This is a genomic window from Bacteroides galacturonicus (assembly GCF_003096855.1).
GTDB lineage: Bacteria > Bacillota > Clostridia > Lachnospirales > Lachnospiraceae > Lachnospira > Lachnospira rogosae.
Map to the genome: position 1 here is coordinate 126,497 of NZ_QEOA01000007.1, position 16,935 is coordinate 143,431.

15 protein-coding genes are annotated in these 16,935 nt (G+C 31.6%); 3 read left to right on the forward strand and 12 right to left on the reverse strand.

All coding sequences use genetic code 11. The features are described from left to right. The first annotated feature begins 94 nt into the window (after positions 1-94). Complete coding sequence (locus C7390_RS11115; protein WP_022205583.1) at positions 95-1,261, forward strand: CgeB family protein; 1,167 nt, start codon at positions 95-97, stop codon at positions 1,259-1,261. A gap of 15 nt (positions 1,262-1,276) precedes the next feature. Here C7390_RS11115 and C7390_RS11120 read toward each other — a convergent pair whose 3' ends face one another. Continuing rightward, positions 1,277-3,121, reverse strand: a complete 1,845-nt coding sequence (locus tag C7390_RS11120; protein ID WP_318295680.1) for a glycosyltransferase family protein — start codon at positions 3,119-3,121, stop codon at positions 1,277-1,279. Positions 3,122-3,278: 157 nt separating this feature from the next. Between C7390_RS11120 and C7390_RS11125 the strand changes: the two genes are divergently transcribed. Further along, entirely contained in the window at positions 3,279-4,457 is a 1,179-nt protein-coding gene (locus C7390_RS11125) for a CgeB family protein (protein WP_055306860.1), read from the forward strand. A 52-nt stretch (positions 4,458-4,509) separates the two neighbouring features. Further along, positions 4,510-5,472 (forward strand): glycosyltransferase family 8 protein, encoded by a 963-nt coding sequence (locus C7390_RS11130; RefSeq protein ID WP_318255896.1) that lies wholly within the window; start codon positions 4,510-4,512, stop codon positions 5,470-5,472. A gap of 858 nt (positions 5,473-6,330) precedes the next feature. On the opposite strand, the gene C7390_RS11135 is transcribed toward C7390_RS11130, so the two are convergent. The 11 genes from C7390_RS11135 to C7390_RS11185 all read right to left on the reverse strand — a co-directional run bounded on the left by C7390_RS11135 (position 6,331) and on the right by C7390_RS11185 (position 16,792). Then, positions 6,331-7,194 carry a hypothetical protein gene (locus C7390_RS11135; RefSeq protein WP_116444208.1) on the reverse strand — a complete coding sequence of 288 codons (864 nt, stop codon included), beginning with the start codon at positions 7,192-7,194 and terminating at the stop codon, positions 6,331-6,333. A 63-nt stretch (positions 7,195-7,257) separates the two neighbouring features. Then, a complete protein-coding gene (locus C7390_RS11140) occupies positions 7,258-8,070 on the reverse strand; it encodes a glycosyltransferase family 2 protein (RefSeq protein ID WP_055177066.1) in 813 nt (270 codons plus the stop codon). Between the two features lie 78 nt (positions 8,071-8,148). Beyond that, positions 8,149-9,261, reverse strand: coding sequence for a glycosyltransferase (locus C7390_RS11145; protein WP_172677798.1), 1,113 nt, complete (start codon positions 9,259-9,261; stop codon positions 8,149-8,151). 92 nt (positions 9,262-9,353) lie between these two features. Then, a complete protein-coding gene (locus C7390_RS11150; protein ID WP_318295681.1) occupies positions 9,354-9,824 on the reverse strand; it encodes a hypothetical protein in 471 nt (156 codons plus the stop codon). Beyond that, positions 9,811-10,422: an AAA family ATPase gene (locus C7390_RS11155; RefSeq protein WP_055177058.1), complete on the reverse strand. Its 612-nt coding sequence runs from the start codon at positions 10,420-10,422 to the stop codon at positions 9,811-9,813. The genes C7390_RS11150 and C7390_RS11155 overlap by 14 nt, the downstream gene beginning before the upstream one ends. Next, complete coding sequence (locus C7390_RS11160; RefSeq protein ID WP_055177054.1) at positions 10,395-11,000, reverse strand: AAA family ATPase; 606 nt, start codon at positions 10,998-11,000, stop codon at positions 10,395-10,397. Before C7390_RS11160 ends, C7390_RS11155 begins: the two co-directional genes overlap by 28 nt. A gap of 188 nt (positions 11,001-11,188) precedes the next feature. Further along, on the reverse strand, positions 11,189-11,599 hold the full coding sequence (locus tag C7390_RS11165; protein WP_156333766.1) for a hypothetical protein: 411 nt from the start codon (positions 11,597-11,599) through the stop codon (positions 11,189-11,191). Positions 11,600-12,036: 437 nt separating this feature from the next. Continuing rightward, positions 12,037-12,987 (reverse strand): DUF6492 family protein, encoded by a 951-nt coding sequence (locus C7390_RS11170; RefSeq protein ID WP_055177048.1) that lies wholly within the window; start codon positions 12,985-12,987, stop codon positions 12,037-12,039. An 18-nt stretch (positions 12,988-13,005) separates the two neighbouring features. After that, complete coding sequence (locus C7390_RS11175) at positions 13,006-14,523, reverse strand: hypothetical protein (protein ID WP_156333765.1); 1,518 nt, start codon at positions 14,521-14,523, stop codon at positions 13,006-13,008. 38 nt (positions 14,524-14,561) lie between these two features. Next, a complete protein-coding gene (locus tag C7390_RS11180) occupies positions 14,562-15,257 on the reverse strand; it encodes an L-ribulose-5-phosphate 4-epimerase (RefSeq protein WP_055177042.1) in 696 nt (231 codons plus the stop codon). A gap of 143 nt (positions 15,258-15,400) precedes the next feature. Continuing rightward, entirely contained in the window at positions 15,401-16,792 is a 1,392-nt protein-coding gene (locus C7390_RS11185) for a radical SAM/SPASM domain-containing protein (protein WP_116444210.1), read from the reverse strand. Positions 16,793-16,935: the final 143 nt, after the last annotated feature.

Here is a 16,935-nt window from a genome sequence, read left to right on the forward strand (position 1 = left end):
TTAAAAGTTCCTTACGAAACTTTATATTCGCTGAAAAACTGCACAAAATTTATGATATAATATCAGAGATAAAAAAAATAATACGAGGAACACTATGAGAATTCTTGAATTTGAGAACCACCACTTTGGTGTTGAAGATATTAAAGAAGCCCTTACTGAGATGGGGCATGAATTAACAGTTGTATCAACTCCACTTTTTCTGGAAAGAGCAAGCGAAGAGTTTGATAAGCTTTTTGAAGAACAGATTACAGGACAGCACTACGATGCCGTATTCAGCTTTAATTACAGTGCCGCCGTATCTACTAACTGCAACCGCCACAACATTCCATACATATCATGGATATACGACAGCCCGCTTCTTACACTGTATTCATACACTATAACCAACCCCTGCAATTACATATTCTTATTCGACAGTGAACAATATCTACAGCTTAAGAATGGGGGAATAAATACAGTATATTATATGCCTCTTGCTGTCAACACTGCACGTCTTGACCGTATGCCAATGAACACCAGGGTTCATCAGGTATTTGACAGTGATGTATCATTTGTCGGCTCTATGTACAACGAAAAAGGCAATTTCTATGAAAGACTAGAGAATATATCTCCATATGTTAAGGGCTACCTCGATGCTGTAATAAATGCGCAACAGCATATATATGGTGCTAATTTCCTTGAAGATGTACTTTCTCCTGACATAATTAAAGCCATACAGGAAATAACACCTTACACACCTAATAAAGATGGCATTGAAACTCCTTCTTATGTATATGCGAATTATTTTCTTGCAAGAAAGGTCACACAGAATGAACGCTTTGAGATATTAAAGGCTGTATCTGACCATTTTACAACCAAACTTTATACACACAACCCAACTCCAGAGCTTCCTGATGTGATTAACAAAGGACCTATTGATTTCTACGACAATATGCCTTATGTATTCAAATGCAGCAAAATCAACCTGAATATCACTCTGAGAAGCATTAAATCAGGTATTCCGCTCCGCTGTATGGATATTATGGGTGCCGGTGGATTTCTGCTCACTAATTATCAGGCAGATTTCCTTGAATACTTCACACCTGATAAGGACTTTGTATATTATGAATCAATTGATGACCTTATCAGAAAATGTGATTACTACATAAAGCACGAAGATGAACGTAAGGCTATCGCGCTAAATGGTTACAATAAAGTTAAAGAATTCCACAATTATAAGGTCAGGTTAAATGATATATTCAAAATTGCTGGGTTGATTTAATATCATAATTGTAATTTATAAGCCTCTTAAGATACTCTCTGCCCTATTATCCCAAATATGTTCTTTAGAGGCTTTTATATATGCGTTCTGTGCTATACTCTCTCTTAAGCTGTCATTTGCAAGTAATTCTCTTACTACATCTGGCAGCTTTTCAAGATGTTCAAGATTAAACGTAACAATATCCTCATAATTGTTAAATTCTCTATCCAGATATTCTGTTCTCTCACTTAAGCATACCGCACCAGACAGGCATATATTAGCTATTCTTTCCGTCATTCCTGCCTTATGCCAGGTCATCACATTAAGTCCTATCTTAGATCTGCCCCATATTTCAAGGGACTCATCTACATTTACAGCATCATGCTTTATGAGATTATCTTTGCCAAGTCCCGAATATCTGTCCCAGGTATCTCCAAATACATCAATCTTAATACCTGCTGCCAAAAGTGTCTCAAGCACCTTCGTCCTATAGTAATTAACTATATTGCGGCATACATCCTGCAAAGAATCAAGCAGTGAAAGAAACTTTTGCTCATCAATATTAAAATCTTTGTATACAAGAAGTTCTTTAAGACCCTGTTCAAATGTTATATTAGGATGTGCTTTCATATATTCATAATATTCCCTCTGAAACTCATCTTTAATAACACTCTCATCTACATAATTGCACGCCCCGATAAACACTATATCAAATGGTCTGTCTTTGTTCGCCGCCCATCCAGCATCTTCTCCTGCCGGCGGAAGCTGCAAAGCATTGACCGCGCCAAAATGCTCCTCTATAAATTCAGCATAATATCTATCCTGACACAAAAGATAATATTTATCATCTATTCCTTCAAACAGATTTCCAAAATACATTGGATTATCAAACCAGAAAATGTACTTAGGACATTTCATCTTTCTAAAATAGTCTTTAAATAACACAATAGACTGAAAACCTATAAAACCCTTTAATGAATTATCCTCAATATCAGATAGATTTACAGTCATTCCATAACTTCCATCAGATGTTATTACAGCCTGTCCTTTTTTGATAAGAGACCTGGTTATATCACCTGCAAATCTTCTTAATACTCCATGGCACGTATTATCGCCCATAATTACATAAAATGGTGCTGTATTAATCTTAATCTTTGCAAACAGCTCATCATTATTAAGTATTTCCAATAACTGTCCGTTGTATAAATCTGCACACCCTTTACTGTCAGCATATGCCTTCATTGCATATATTGCATTTTCAAGCAGTCCTTTGTGTGTCAATTCTTTCATATAAAGCTTTAAAACATAAGCATATGTAAGGAATTGGGCAGCTGTCTGTTCATCTGATATGCCTGTCACATTATACGCTTCCTGTACGTCTGATGAACCCGCTGCATTATCTGCTTCCTGTATGTCTGATGAGCCTGCTTCCTGTGAAAATAAGTTCTCTTCGCTTGAACACAGCACGCCATATATTCCATTGTAATTATACTTTTCTGCATAATATGCCACTCTTACCGCAAGCTCATAATCTATGCCAGCCGTTAATTCTTCATTATAACAGCCTGTATACACGAGTATGCTTTTCTTAATGACCACACCATATACATTCATTTTAAAATAATCAATTATGTTATTAAAATCTATTTCTCCGTCTTGCACATTTTCTCCAAATATAGCCATACCATAATCCAGCAGGAAATCATTTTCCGTAATTATCTGTCTTATCTCTTCCTCACTTGTTACATTTTCATCAGCCAGTATCACATAATCTGCCTCTTCTGCCCCAATCATAAGATTTCTTTTAGCCGGACTTTTAAAATCCTCTCTATTAAAATCAAACCCTTTAATTATATCATTGTGATAACTGCTGTTTTCCATATTATCCATCTCACTTTCTTATCTTTCCTATAAGAATTCTTATATTTATGTATATAACTTCGCCAGCTGCTTTACGCTTTCTTACTGGCAACACGTCTTTGTTTATGATAAAATATAATTCTCAATTACTTATATAGTATATATGCAAAGGAGAATTATGAACATACTTTTTTATAGATATGGAAGTATATGCGAACCCGACATTATCGCTTCCTTTAAACACCTAGGTTTCAATATAACAGAAGATACAAGAGAAGTATACAACAAACAGCTTCTTCCATCAGACTGCATTAAGGGGCTTAACGAGCTTTTAAAGCAGGACACTTATTCTTTTATATTCTCAATTAACTTTTTTCCTTCAGTATCTGATGTATGTAATATATGGGGTATTCCGTATCTGTGCCTTATCGTGGACAGCCCTGTACTTGAATTATTCTCAACTTCATTAGCTAATCCCTGCAATAAGGTATTCTTATTCGACAGACAGTTGTACAACGATTTCCACCACATCAACCCTGACGGAATATTTCATATTCCACTTGCTACCAACGTCCGTGACAATTACGCTACTGCAACTATGGCAAGTGCTGCTGACAGAGCCAGATTTTCATCAGATATATCATTTATCGGCTCTTTATATTCAGAGAAATGTCTATATAACCAAATTACTCTTCCTGAAAAAATGCGTGGCTATGTAGACGGACTTATTGAAGCGCAGCTACTTGTATATGGATATAACTTCATCGAGGAATGTGTAACCCCTGAACTAATAGAAGCATTTTGCAAAGTCAGACCTGAGCTTATCAACTTTCCTGACAGTATGAAGGTTGATACAAAAGCTGTAATTGCACAGCACATTATAAGTGTAAAGGTGGCTGAACAGGAGCGGCTTCGTTACCTGAAAGCTTTATCTGAACATTTCAACGTAGACTTGTATACAGGCAGTGATACATACTCAATGCCACTAATTCATAATCGTGGTTTTGCTAAGACAAACACAGAAATGCCTATTATATTCCACCAAAGTAAAATCAACCTTAACTTAACAGCCAAATCAATACGAAGTGGTCTGTCTCTTCGCATATTTGACGTACTTGGCTGTGAAGGTTTTCTTATAACTAACTATCAGGCAGAACTGCCAGAACATTTTAATATAGGTGAAGATCTGGAAGCATATACAAGTCTTGATGACTTAATGGGAAAATGTGAATACTACCTTTCACACGATAAAGACCGGCAGGAAATTGCTCACAATGGTTTTGAAAAGGTTAAAAAGTACCATACATATGATATCAGGCTTACTCAGATGCTGGAGATTGCGTTTGGGCTTAAATAATACGCTGCATTATAAAACATATTATATAAAAATTCTAATGGGAGATTTAATTATGAATATTGCAACTGCACTAAACAGAAAATACCTCGAATACACAGTCGTTATGCTATGTTCATTATGTGAAAATAACAATGAACATATTGATGCCTATCTTCTACATAGTGAACTTACACCACAAGATATTGACCTTATTAAAAATTCTCTATCAAAATATAATATTACAATAATTTCAGTTGAAATAAACAAATCTGATTTTGATGACAGACTTCCAAGAAATACACAATGGAGCATTGAAACTTATTATAGACTTATGTTAATGGATATACTCCCTGAAAGCGTAGACCGACTAATGTATCTTGATGTCGATTTAATAATAAATGGCTCTATAGAAGAACTTTACCACGTTGATTTTGCTGGTGATGACGTCATTGCCGCCGATGATAGTAATGGAAAACGTACATTAGATACATTTGGTTCAAAACAAATTGAAATGTTCCGTGATATGCTTGCCCAAGGTTTTCGCTATTTTAACGCAGGCGTTATGCTTTTTAACGTTGCTCAAATCCGAAAAACACATAATTTCAATACTTATATGGCTGCTGTAAAAGAATGGAACTATGAAATGGAGGCTCCTGATCAGGATATACTCAACTATGTACATGGATATAAAGCTGGATATGTTGATTACAAAGAATTTAATCTTTTTGCAAGGATTGCCCACAATCAAAAATATTCATATAACGATGTTAAAAATTCTGTTAAAATTATTCATTTTGCAGGTGACAAGCCTTGGAATAATACTAACTGTCATTATGATATTGAACAATTATGGTGGGATTACGCTAAAAAGACACCTTTCTATCATTCTCTTCTTGAACAGCTTCAACAAAATCTTATGTCAGATAACACTTTAGAAGCAATTTTTGACAATCTTATTAAAGAAAATGGAGAGCTCAAAGACAAAGTATCATCTCTGCTCTCCATTAATGAAAAACTTATAACTATGGTAAAATAAATATATTTATTATTAATTTAGCAATAATAACAGCGGGAACATATCTTCCCGCTGTCTTAATTGTCATAGAGTATTACAATCCATTTCAGTTCTACTACTATTGCCGATTTATTAACATTATTCCTTGGGACGAAGACCATTGCTGCAATCCAATCTGCACCTCCTGATTAGGTATTGCCACCTTCTTATTATCAAAGTCATAAGTCAGATATCCAAGATGTACAAGTAATGTTAAAACATCATCAGAACTCTCAAGGTAAACGCTCCAACCCATGTACCTACAAACGCCCCGGAAAATTTGATATAACCATAATAATCCAGTTGCACAAGTTGTACGATTTTAACGAATTGTACAATTCGTACAACCAGTACAAATTTTTTGGGGAGGTTATAATTATTGAATGCTAAAGAGCTGGAAACACATCACAATCTTAAAAAGTTGGCATCCCTAATAGCGGATAGCTGATATCATATGAGCGGACGAGCGGTATCGCTCGTCCGTATAAGAGGTTTTTCAACTGCATATTATTCAAATTTAATTAATTTTCTTTAAATCAACAACAACACTATCTTCTTTTAATTCAAATTTTCCAACCATTACATAATCATACGTACCAGCTCTCACCTCATATATCGTAATTTAGCATCATTTACCAGATACAAGCATCCAATTCCTCGTGCACTAGCTCGACCATATGTAGTCTTATCAATTGGAGGTACACCAATTTTCTTTATTGAAATTACTTCTTACAAATTCAAAGATAAATATTAGTATAATCAAATATATTCCCACTAAGTACGAATCATAAGTTCACTATTCACAATACAATTTTCAACTTTGTATCAAATATTTTGTAATTAATTATACACATATGCTTCACTAATCAAGCAATAACATAAATTATAATTTGCAGTCGTTGCCTCTACCTTTAAAGTTGAACAACTGTTAATAGCTACATCTGTTACTTTAATTGGTTCATCTAATTTTGATATTTCAGTTGAATATATTACATTTTCATTTTCATCCTTTAAAGAAACCGTCACATTATTAGTATTACTACTTCCATCTGCAATTGATATTATAAAACTTATATAATTATATTTTTTATCAGTATTATATATTATATATGAATTATTATAGGTCAATTGCAAAGCATTTGATCTATTATTTCCTCTGGAGTCCTTCTTTGAAACATTTACATCACAATTCTTCTTATCTACAACCCATATTTTATCTGAAAACAAGCTTGTTCTGTCTGATACTTTTTTCCCAATATACATATAATTATCGTCTGTCGTAATAGTTTTATTGTTTCCAACTATTCCTTCAATTACACTTTTTGCATAATATTCCTTACCATCAATAACTGCTTGTGATTTATCCGATGCGATTGAAATATTACTACTATCAACATATAATCCAAGATTCCTATAAACAACATAACTTCTATCATTTAATTGATTTTTTAATAATTCATTTTGCTCTTTAATTTCAACATAGTTTTTATAATACTCTGTATTCTGATCATTCAATTTTTCATTATCTTGTATCGTCTTTTGATAATCTTTTATAAATTCATCTACATTATTAAAACTTACTACATTACCATCTCCTATAACACTCGAATTAATATTTTTATAAATTTTCTTTTCCTCATATGTGCTTCCTCCTAAAGCACCTAAATTTATTTTGCAATAATTTACTAAGTATATACTCTTCAATATTATGTATACTTTAATCTCTACTTAAAGCAAAATATCTAAAAGCTTATTATTATAATATCTTTATACTAATACTAATTCCAACATTTTTAAAATCTGTTCATATATACCAACTTTCTGGGCATCCTGAAGTATTATTTCTACACGATGATTGAACATCCCGGTTTTTATATAATCATTTTTATATTTTCCAAGTAATTTACAGCTTGATACTAAATAGTTATATGAATTCGACGAAATTCCATCACTAGAAATAGCTGCATCAACTAATACTCCATCGACAAAGCCAGCCTTATAATTTTTTGCTATACGTAATACAAAATCATAATCCTCTAATGCCGAAAAGCTATTATCCATCTTTCCTACAGCATTAAGACAATTTTTTTTAACCACTAAACTTGAAAATGGTATTAAATTATCCCATAATAGTTGGTTATATATATTTCCTATTTTATTATCATACGATATTCTCTCATCCGGCAGAATCATACTATGTGTATCATCAATCTTATATCTCAACTTACTGTAAACAAAATCTAATTGCTCATTAAGTTCAAACAATTTCATCTGCCTTTCCAGCTTATCAGCAACCCACATATCATCAGAATCCTGAAAAGCTATATATTCTCCTTTTGATACTTTTATTCCATAATTTCTTGCCGCACATACCCCTGAATTTGTAACAAATTTATGATAAATAATCCTATCATCATTAATTTCATTTATGACATTCTCAGTTTCATCTATAGAACCATCATCTACAATAATTAATTCATAGTCTTTATATGTTTGATCTAATATACTCCTTATAGAATTCTTTATAATATATGCTCGATTATATGTGGGTAATATTACACTAACTTTTCTTTTCTCCATATTTCTAATCCTTAATTTTAGCTCTGATATTTATATCAATTTAATATATTGGAATTTTTAATACATACTTTATATAGTTCACACATTTCTTATCAACTGTTCCACAATATTACTCCACACATAATTGTCTGCCACAATATCAAAACCATTCTGAATTATTGCTTTCGCTTCATCAGAATTATCCAGATAATACTTTATTAACTGAGGTATTTCTTCACACGCATCAAGCTTATAGTAAACAATATCTTGTTTATCTTTGAAATGCTTCTTAAGCCATTCACTTGAATCCGTCAATGGTAAAGAACCTGACAGCAGGATATTAAATATTCTATCGTGAGTACCCGCCTTAAACCACGGCATAACATTAAGATTAATCTTTGCCTCTGCCATAACTGGAAGTGTCCTCGCAAATGGGACACGGTCATTAATAATATGCACATTACTTAAATTAGCAGAAGGGTGATTTTCCCAGCCTCTTCCTAACAACCATATATCAATTCCTGCTTCGGCTATTATTGAAATAATCTTCTCCCTGTAATACATTCTCGCCATCCAGTCTATAGGTTCAGAAAATCTAAACAACTGCTTAACCTGCTCCTGTGCTAATGAAAGCTCCATCATATCAATAACATCAAGCACCGCCTGCTCCGTTGTTATACTATTATTGTCAATCATATACTCAGCAAGATTGTGATAAAATATCCTAAGCAGTTCATTATCTTTAAATGTATTGTCAATCTGTTCCAGATAACCCTGTGGTCTGTAATATGTCCCGGAAAATAACACATCATATGGACGTTTATCATAACCTTCAAGATTTAACTTTCCATTATAAGTACCCGCGTGTGGCATAAATTCTACTCTGCCTACAGTACCACCAAAATATTTCTTAACATAATCAACGTGATTATCATCACAGCAGAACTGCACATAATTTCTTGGATGCTTCTGCATAGTCGGATGAAATCTCAATGGGTGATCCATCAAAATATTAAGTGCTACCGTATCCATAGAATCCCACAGCTCTATAAACATATCGTCTTTTAAGCCTATTCCATCAAATCCTATAGCCGCATCTGCTCTTACCGAAAGGAACTCCGTAAACGCCTTAAAGGAATGACTCTCATCCTGCGTGCTGTTAGTTAAATCTAATATAAAGCACTCGTGATTTCTTTTTTTTAATTCTTCCACAATTCTATCCGTAAAATAGTTGAAAGATTCTACAGTGGAGTAAAATAATACGAAACGCATAGGTAATCCTTTCTCTCTTTAAAAATATACGCTTATTTGTGTTGGCGTTTTAGTGAATCGCATTTCTTTTTATATCTATATAATTTCACACCTATAAATGGCTGTGCAACATTATCATTTTTCAGTTCCTTTTCAAGAATATCTATCTTTGATTGCAAAAAAGTTGACGTCAGACACTTCTTCTTCTCCAATCTTGCAAACTCTGTACTCACACTATCATACATACTTCTACATGTTGCCACTATTTTTGTAGATGTATCTCTTATTATCCTGCCTGAAGCATCAAAATTAATACTTCTCATACAATAAGCACATATCCCATGCTGTTCTTTAAATAAATTTTCTCTTATTTCATTTTTAGGCATTCTTTCAAATAACTCTCTAAGCTTAGACGTGTCACCTGGAAGACTAATTGCTCTATAGCCACTAGCTGGATCCTTTTTTATATTATCAGATGCTTTTTTTATTGATATAGGGGTTCTTCTCTTTCTAATGTATATCATTATCATTTCCCACTTCTAATTTATATTCCGATTTTAAAGCAATAACTTTTGCATGTTCCTGTCCTAACAGTTTCTCTAAACTATTTAACGCTGATTTTGCCTCATCAAAATTTTCTTCATCCAACTCATTTTCAAATTTTTCTATAAGATTTTCTATTATTGCTGGCTGCATATGATATCCTAACATATCTCTTAATATTTCATTTACCGAATAAGCATAACTATCTGATATATACTCAATTTCTCCATCACTAATGTTTATAATATGAGCATTCTTACAAGATGATATAATAATTGGAGAATGCGTAGCTGCAATAAATTGAACATTTGGAAAAATTTGTGTAATCGCCTCAACTATTTTCCATTGCCATTTTGGATGTAAATTTGAATCGATTTCATCTATAAGTACAATTCCTTCCACTTTTGATATATTGTCCCCAATATCCGGATTAAGCACAGATATACGATATGCCAAATCAATTATAAGACTCAATATTGATTGATATCCCGCACTCAAATCTTCAATTTCTTTACAGATGCCTTTTTCAACATATAATAATTTACGAGAATTTACATCATATATGACTTCGCTTTCCACCCCATCTGCATACACCAATCATATACAGAATTAAGATTAAGTTTTCTGTCAAGACATCCTAAATATCCACATCTCCTATCATGTAGCTGCTTTATTTTTTTTACATCTGCATCTGCCCTTGCTGTTAGCCAATGTCTTGCCGCACTCTGATAACTTATCAATGGAAGCACTGCCTGCATTGAATTAATAAGCTTTTGCGATACATCCTGTATGTCTTTAGGATTCATAGTTGTTTTAGTTGAACTACTTGAATTCTTCTTCGCCCTCACCCATTCATAAGATTTATCATTATATTTTAAAACACTACGAATTTGTGTTGATTCATCATTATATATTTTATTAGGAATACCCATACTATCTTTAACAATTTCATATCTAACATCCTGCTTATAGATGTTTCTTGTCGGTACATCTTCCATTCCCGTTAAAAACCCCGAAATAGCCACTGAAGCTGCTTCTAAAATTGTCGTTTTACCTACTCCATTATCGCCTAATATAATGTTAAATCCTGGCTCGAACTCTAATTTAATATTATCAAACATTTTATAATTTGATATTTCTAATTTTTCTAAATACATTTTTACCTCTCCACAATATAAAGTACTGTTTTATATTCTATCACTTATAGTAAAACTCTTAATATTTATTATTAAGTATATACTTTTTCATTTAATCATACAAGTACAATTGTAATCGGACGAGTAATAACGTACTCGTCCTACTATTAATTTATCTTTAAATAATATATGTATCTTATTAACATTCATCATTCACAACTAATTTTATTCTTTAAAATATATATTACATTATCTTCATCAACAGTAATATCAGAATCTTCTCCTATAATAGCTTTTAAAATCTCAAAAGAGTAATATGGTATATCATTAATTCTAACCATAGAATTAATAAAATTATCTGATTTCACTTGTATTCCATCTACTGTTACTCCAACATTTGAAAATAACAAATTTAAATTCTCATCGCTAATTAACTGTGTTTTTTCATATACTGTGTTATTTTTTGCATTAGTATCATCATTGAATGCTATAGTTTTATTACAATTTGTAAATAAAAACATTAATAACATTAATATAATTACATTAACAGGCATAATAATTTTTACCATTGTATGTTTTTTTAATTTTTTCATCTTATTTTTCTTTAATTTCATTTTCATAATAATACAACACTTACCCTTTCTTGATGATAATGATACAACTGCTTTATATTACCTCCTTCATTTTGCAGTTATTAATTTTATTGCTTAATGCAGCATATAGTATATCTGAATTTTTTAAAATGTCAAGTACTATTTTCAATATTTTTTTCGTTTTTGCTTTTATTTTTCTACAATTGTCTTTATTTTTTTATTTTTTCTGATATTTTTCTATTTATTTTTTCATATTTTTTTTGATAAAACAACTCAATATTCAACATAATATTATATTATTAGCAATTATATCTATGCATTATCAATTAACTATACAAATAGTATCCTGAGTTCTATCTAAATATAAAAAAAAATTACTTTTAATTATTTTATATAAAAAAAGACTTTTATGATTTACTATGTCATCATAAAAGTCCTACTTAATTATTTGTCATAACATTCTGCTAATCCCATATCTCCTCATAACCTTCTTCAGCCTCCTCCTGTGCAATCTCTACCATCTGTCTAGCCGTAAGTTTACTTTGATAAACAGGATTATTAAAAAGATTTTCGTGGTCCTCCCTTACTGAATGCGATTTTTCAAATGATATAGCAAAAAAATCCTTTGCGAGCCAGTTATAATCTCTTTGTGTCATTGCCTCTGGGTGGAAAAAATATCCCCCGTAACGAAATGAATGCCAATCACGGTAATTATACACATCTGGATAATTAATAGTCATATATGTACCAAATGTTTCAAATTCACTAAAACTATTTTCCTGTATATGTTCTAATCTTATTGAATGTAATATCTTCTCCCAAAATGTCACACCTTCAATATTTTCATTACTTTCTATATCTTCCAGCATTTTAACCAGATACTTACAATTGAATATCATATGTTCTGATATAAACGATTTGTCAATAGTTTTATCGAGATTAGGAAGAAGCTTATTCATAGTTATAAAATACTCCTGATGGAATTCGTGTTTTAAATCAAAATATGGTCTTCCATCATCACTAAACATTGAAAAATTCTTACAAGGTACCGTATCCCCATCCCACGACATATAATATTCATCTTTACACATCCTAGCATACTGCAATTTCAAAAATTGTTGATAATACCATCCAACAAGTCCTCTTGGAAGCTCTCTTCCCAATAGAATATCTGCCATTATATCTTTAAGACAATTATATACATCATCAAAAGATATAATATCATTTTCATCAACAAATCCTGCTTTATCACCAAGTGATGATTGCTCCACCAATTCACCTAATTCTTTGCTTCCAACAAATAAAACTTTTCTTACTGGAAGATATTCAACTATTCTTTTGTTATTACTTTCAACTCTTTTAAAATCCTTTGGCGTTACTACTACAATTGCATCATACAATTTTATATCTGACATATCTTCCTCCTTGAATTATTATTTATCTAAGTCATCAATTATAAATTTATGAATGTTTTCGCCTGCCGTTCCATCCAGATTACTAGCTATATCTTTAACTGCTTCAAGCTGCTTCTTCTTTATAGACACTAATTTATCATTAATTATGTCCTCCATAAAATCATAAATGCTATATTCATATGACTCTTCACACGCAAAATATCCCAACTCACTCTTTTTTAGAAATACATCTTCAGGACTCTTTTTTATGGCATTTTTTGATAATTGCTTATTATATATATGCTTGCTATCAAATAAATATATAGGTCTTCCACTTACTTCAAATAAATTTATAATCGAACTATATCTTGAACCTATATAACCATCGCATAAAGCAATTGCTGTCGAAATATCTGCTGATTCATCAAAAATACCAATATTATTCTGCACATAATAATTTACTAATTCTGTATACTTTTCTATATATTGAGGACGCATTGCCTTCACTGTTCCTTCTAATAATGGATGAGGTCTCCACACTATAACTAAATTATTATAATCACCAACAACATCAAATAAATAACGTAGTTTATTCATAAGAAGCTCTCCATTTTCAAGGAAATCCGATAGTGTAGTATTAAGCATAAGTGCTTTTTTACCTGTTAAATCAATATTCCAGCTCTCAGGAGCTGCTGGTCTATTATTTACAAGTTCAATTATCTTATCAAATTTAGGTGAACCCAAAGCATATATTCGATCATAATAATCATATCCCTTACAGCTCTCCTTAGTTCTTTCCGATTGAAAAAACAAATAGTCCGCTCTATGTAATAATGGCAAATCTATATAACCATCTGAAATAAATCCTGCATTTACGTAATATGGAACATATGCTAATTTTTTACAATTCTTTTTTAATTCTTCTGAAAAGTAAGCCGGATGCATTGTAGTAACATAATTATTATTGTCAAATGGATAATGCATAAATACAACATCTGGTTTTTTATCTCCTAGTAAATAATCTTGGAAATACGTTACTGGTACATAATCCGGATATTTACCACCATCGTATTTAGCTTCCCATTCATTAGTCTTTCTATTTGCCTCAAAATAAGGTATTGGAACTACCGTTGTTTCACATCTTTTATCGTTATAAAAAGCTTGCCATATACTTTCTAAACTGTCCCACATTGCCGCTTTATATGGTAAAAATACTATTCTGTATGTTACAGGAATATCTCTAATCAGCTGTTCTATTTTATCCAAATCACTTACTAAATTGATTACATCCTGCTGTACTATCATTTTTTGTGTACATAGATATATAGATTCACAGAATTTTTCTAATTCTAATACAATATTATTATTTTTCACTGCTTCAATATCATATTCATAAACACATTTCTCAAGGCTATCACCTATTACCAATGCACTTTCCTGACACTTAATAAGGATTTCAGTCTGTAACTCTTTATTACCAACTTCCAATAACCTATTACTCATTTTTCTTATAATACTGATTAAATTAACCAACCTGTTCTTTTCTTCATTAAGCATAAGATTTACCATACTTTCTAAATTAATTCTGTACTTTATTAATCCTGTCCGTAATATGCATCTTTTCCGTGCTTTCTTAGATAATGCTTATCAAGAATATATTTATTCATATATGCATCCTGATTTATTAATAACGTTTTTAATGCCATTTCTGCTACTTTCTCCATAACAACAGCATTATATACTGCATTTTCTGGACTATTACCCCAGGCAAAAGGTCCGTGATTCTTTACTAATACTCCAGGGATAGTCATTGTATCTGATTTATTTTTCTCTATAGTTTCAATGATTACCTTTCCTGTATTTATTTCATAATCATTCATAACCTCCTGTCTGGTTAACTCACGTGTACAAGGTATATCTCCATAAAAGTAATCTGCGTGTGTCGTTCCTAATGCAGGAATACCTATGCCGGCCTGTGCAAATGCTACTGCATTCACTGAATGAGTGTGTGCTATTCCATTAATATTCTTATATATACGATATAACTCTAAGTGTGTTGGAGTATCTGAGGATGGTTTCCATTTTCCTTCTACTTTGCATCCACTTTCAATATCTACAACAACCATATCATCAGACGACATTCCTTTATAATCTACACCTGATGGTTTTATTACCATATATTTTCTATCATCTGATATACCACTAACATTTCCCCAGGTATAGATTACAACTCCTTTTTCACAAAGGTCTAAATTAGCAGCACATACTTTTTCTTTGAGTTCTTCCAGCATCTATATTCCCTTTCCTGTATTACAATTTCATACTAAAAATAAAGGTATAAAATCCTTTGAAAGTTTACAAATAATTTTATGAAATTTGCAGCAAGTTGTTACATATAACACAGGCGCCATTTTCATTGGTGCCTTCAAACAATTTAAATATCTAACATTACGACCGAATTAATAAACTTATCCATTTCAAATAACTTACCCTTAAAGCCTAATATTTCCAAATCTTTTCTAATAATATCTATATATTTATAGTTAATAACTATAATATTATCTTCTAAAGCTGGTTTATAGTCGCAAATATTTATTACTGGAATTCCACATATTTCTTTACGACATATATCTCTGGCTATAAATCCCTTAACATTTACTATATCTTTCAAAATGTTATATATGAATGTACTAAGCTGCTCATCTCCATAAATATAAATACTGTTTATATCATTATCTTTCAAATATTTTCCAATCTTTTCAGGTAACTTTTCATCCTCCATACATTTAATTACCATATCCAATTGCTCTTTATACTTATATGCTGGATGTGGTACGGCTGGATGAAGATTATGTGCTCCCCAGAAGAACACCTTTTCATTCTTAAATATAGGATGCTTTAACACTTCCATATACTCTTTATGATATGGATGCATTGGGTTCAAAATATCTTTCTGCCAATACAAATCTTCTGAAAGCCCAAACCAGTGATACAATGGTTTTATAACCACCTGATCTGCTCCAAAATCTTCTATGCAACGTTTTGCAAACTCTGGAACTTCCATAAAATTACGATCCTGTACGACAATAGAAATATTATATTCATTGACCAATTCCTGCTCCCTAAGTTGCTTAATAAAATACAAATTGTGTATCATCTTGTCATATGTATCATGTCCACCATTTAAATACTTATATGTACTAGGGACAAAACTATTTGGGGTAACTGTTACAGTAAGATTATGTTCTCCCAAATGCTTAATCTTTTCCCAATGTTCCTCATCAAATAATACACCATTGGTCTCAATTCCAAATCTGCTTTCTTTTCTTGCAAACCTAATTTCCTGCATCATTCTCATAATTGATGGACTTGCAAACGCATCTCCATTACCATCAGTCAAAACATAATCTGCTTTATCTAAATATGGTAATAATTTATCAATCATAATATTAACATTTTCAGTATATTTACTATCTCCCACAAATACTTTTTCTCTGCACGAAGGACAGCTATGATTACATACATAATCACACGCTACACTAAAATCAACAGGTGCATCAGATGTAACTGTTTTTCTATCAAATTCTTCTTCATCTAAATCTGGCAAAGTATCATTTTCTAAAAAAGGACATGAAGTTTTTCTGCAAAATGCAAATGAACCATTTCTAATAGCATCTCTTTGTATTTCTGCCTTTTCACCCTTCCATATTTCATCAAGATCCTGTTCAATTAAATTTCCAATAGTTCCATCTGTCCATCCACATATTCTTACTCTTCCATCTGGCAAAACATAACAATGTTCAAAAGGTCTATTACAGTATTTCATTCTTCTTACCTTCCTATTCTTTTAATCTTAAATTTATTGTTTTTTATATTTGATTATTATATTAGTTATTTTATTGCAGGTTTTATCATCTCCATTTTATATGTAAAATTATTTTATTAAGTGCTGTATTATTTTTGCTTTAT

Excerpts from the sequence above, each read along its gene's own strand:
- C7390_RS11115 (WP_022205583.1), top strand. The coding sequence starts at position 95 with ATGAGAATTCTTGAATTTGAGAACCACCACTTTGGTGTTGAAGATATT.
- C7390_RS11125 (WP_055306860.1), top strand. The coding sequence starts at position 3,279 with ATGAACATACTTTTTTATAGATATGGAAGTATATGCGAACCCGACATT.
- C7390_RS11185 (WP_116444210.1), bottom strand. The coding sequence starts at position 16,792 with ATGAAATACTGTAATAGACCTTTTGAACATTGTTATGTTTTGCCAGAT.
- C7390_RS11175 (WP_156333765.1), bottom strand. The coding sequence starts at position 14,523 with ATGCTTAATGAAGAAAAGAACAGGTTGGTTAATTTAATCAGTATTATA.
- C7390_RS11140 (WP_055177066.1), bottom strand. The coding sequence starts at position 8,070 with ATGGAGAAAAGAAAAGTTAGTGTAATATTACCCACATATAATCGAGCA.
- C7390_RS11150 (WP_318295681.1), bottom strand. The coding sequence starts at position 9,824 with ATGATATACATTAGAAAGAGAAGAACCCCTATATCAATAAAAAAAGCA.
- C7390_RS11120 (WP_318295680.1), bottom strand. The coding sequence starts at position 3,121 with ATGGAAAACAGCAGTTATCACAATGATATAATTAAAGGGTTTGATTTT.
- C7390_RS11165 (WP_156333766.1), bottom strand. The coding sequence starts at position 11,599 with ATGAAAATGAAATTAAAGAAAAATAAGATGAAAAAATTAAAAAAACAT.
- C7390_RS11170 (WP_055177048.1), bottom strand. The coding sequence starts at position 12,987 with ATGTCAGATATAAAATTGTATGATGCAATTGTAGTAGTAACGCCAAAG.
- C7390_RS11130 (WP_318255896.1), top strand. The coding sequence starts at position 4,510 with ATGAATATTGCAACTGCACTAAACAGAAAATACCTCGAATACACAGTC.
- C7390_RS11160 (WP_055177054.1), bottom strand. The coding sequence starts at position 11,000 with ATGTATTTAGAAAAATTAGAAATATCAAATTATAAAATGTTTGATAAT.
- C7390_RS11180 (WP_055177042.1), bottom strand. The coding sequence starts at position 15,257 with ATGCTGGAAGAACTCAAAGAAAAAGTATGTGCTGCTAATTTAGACCTT.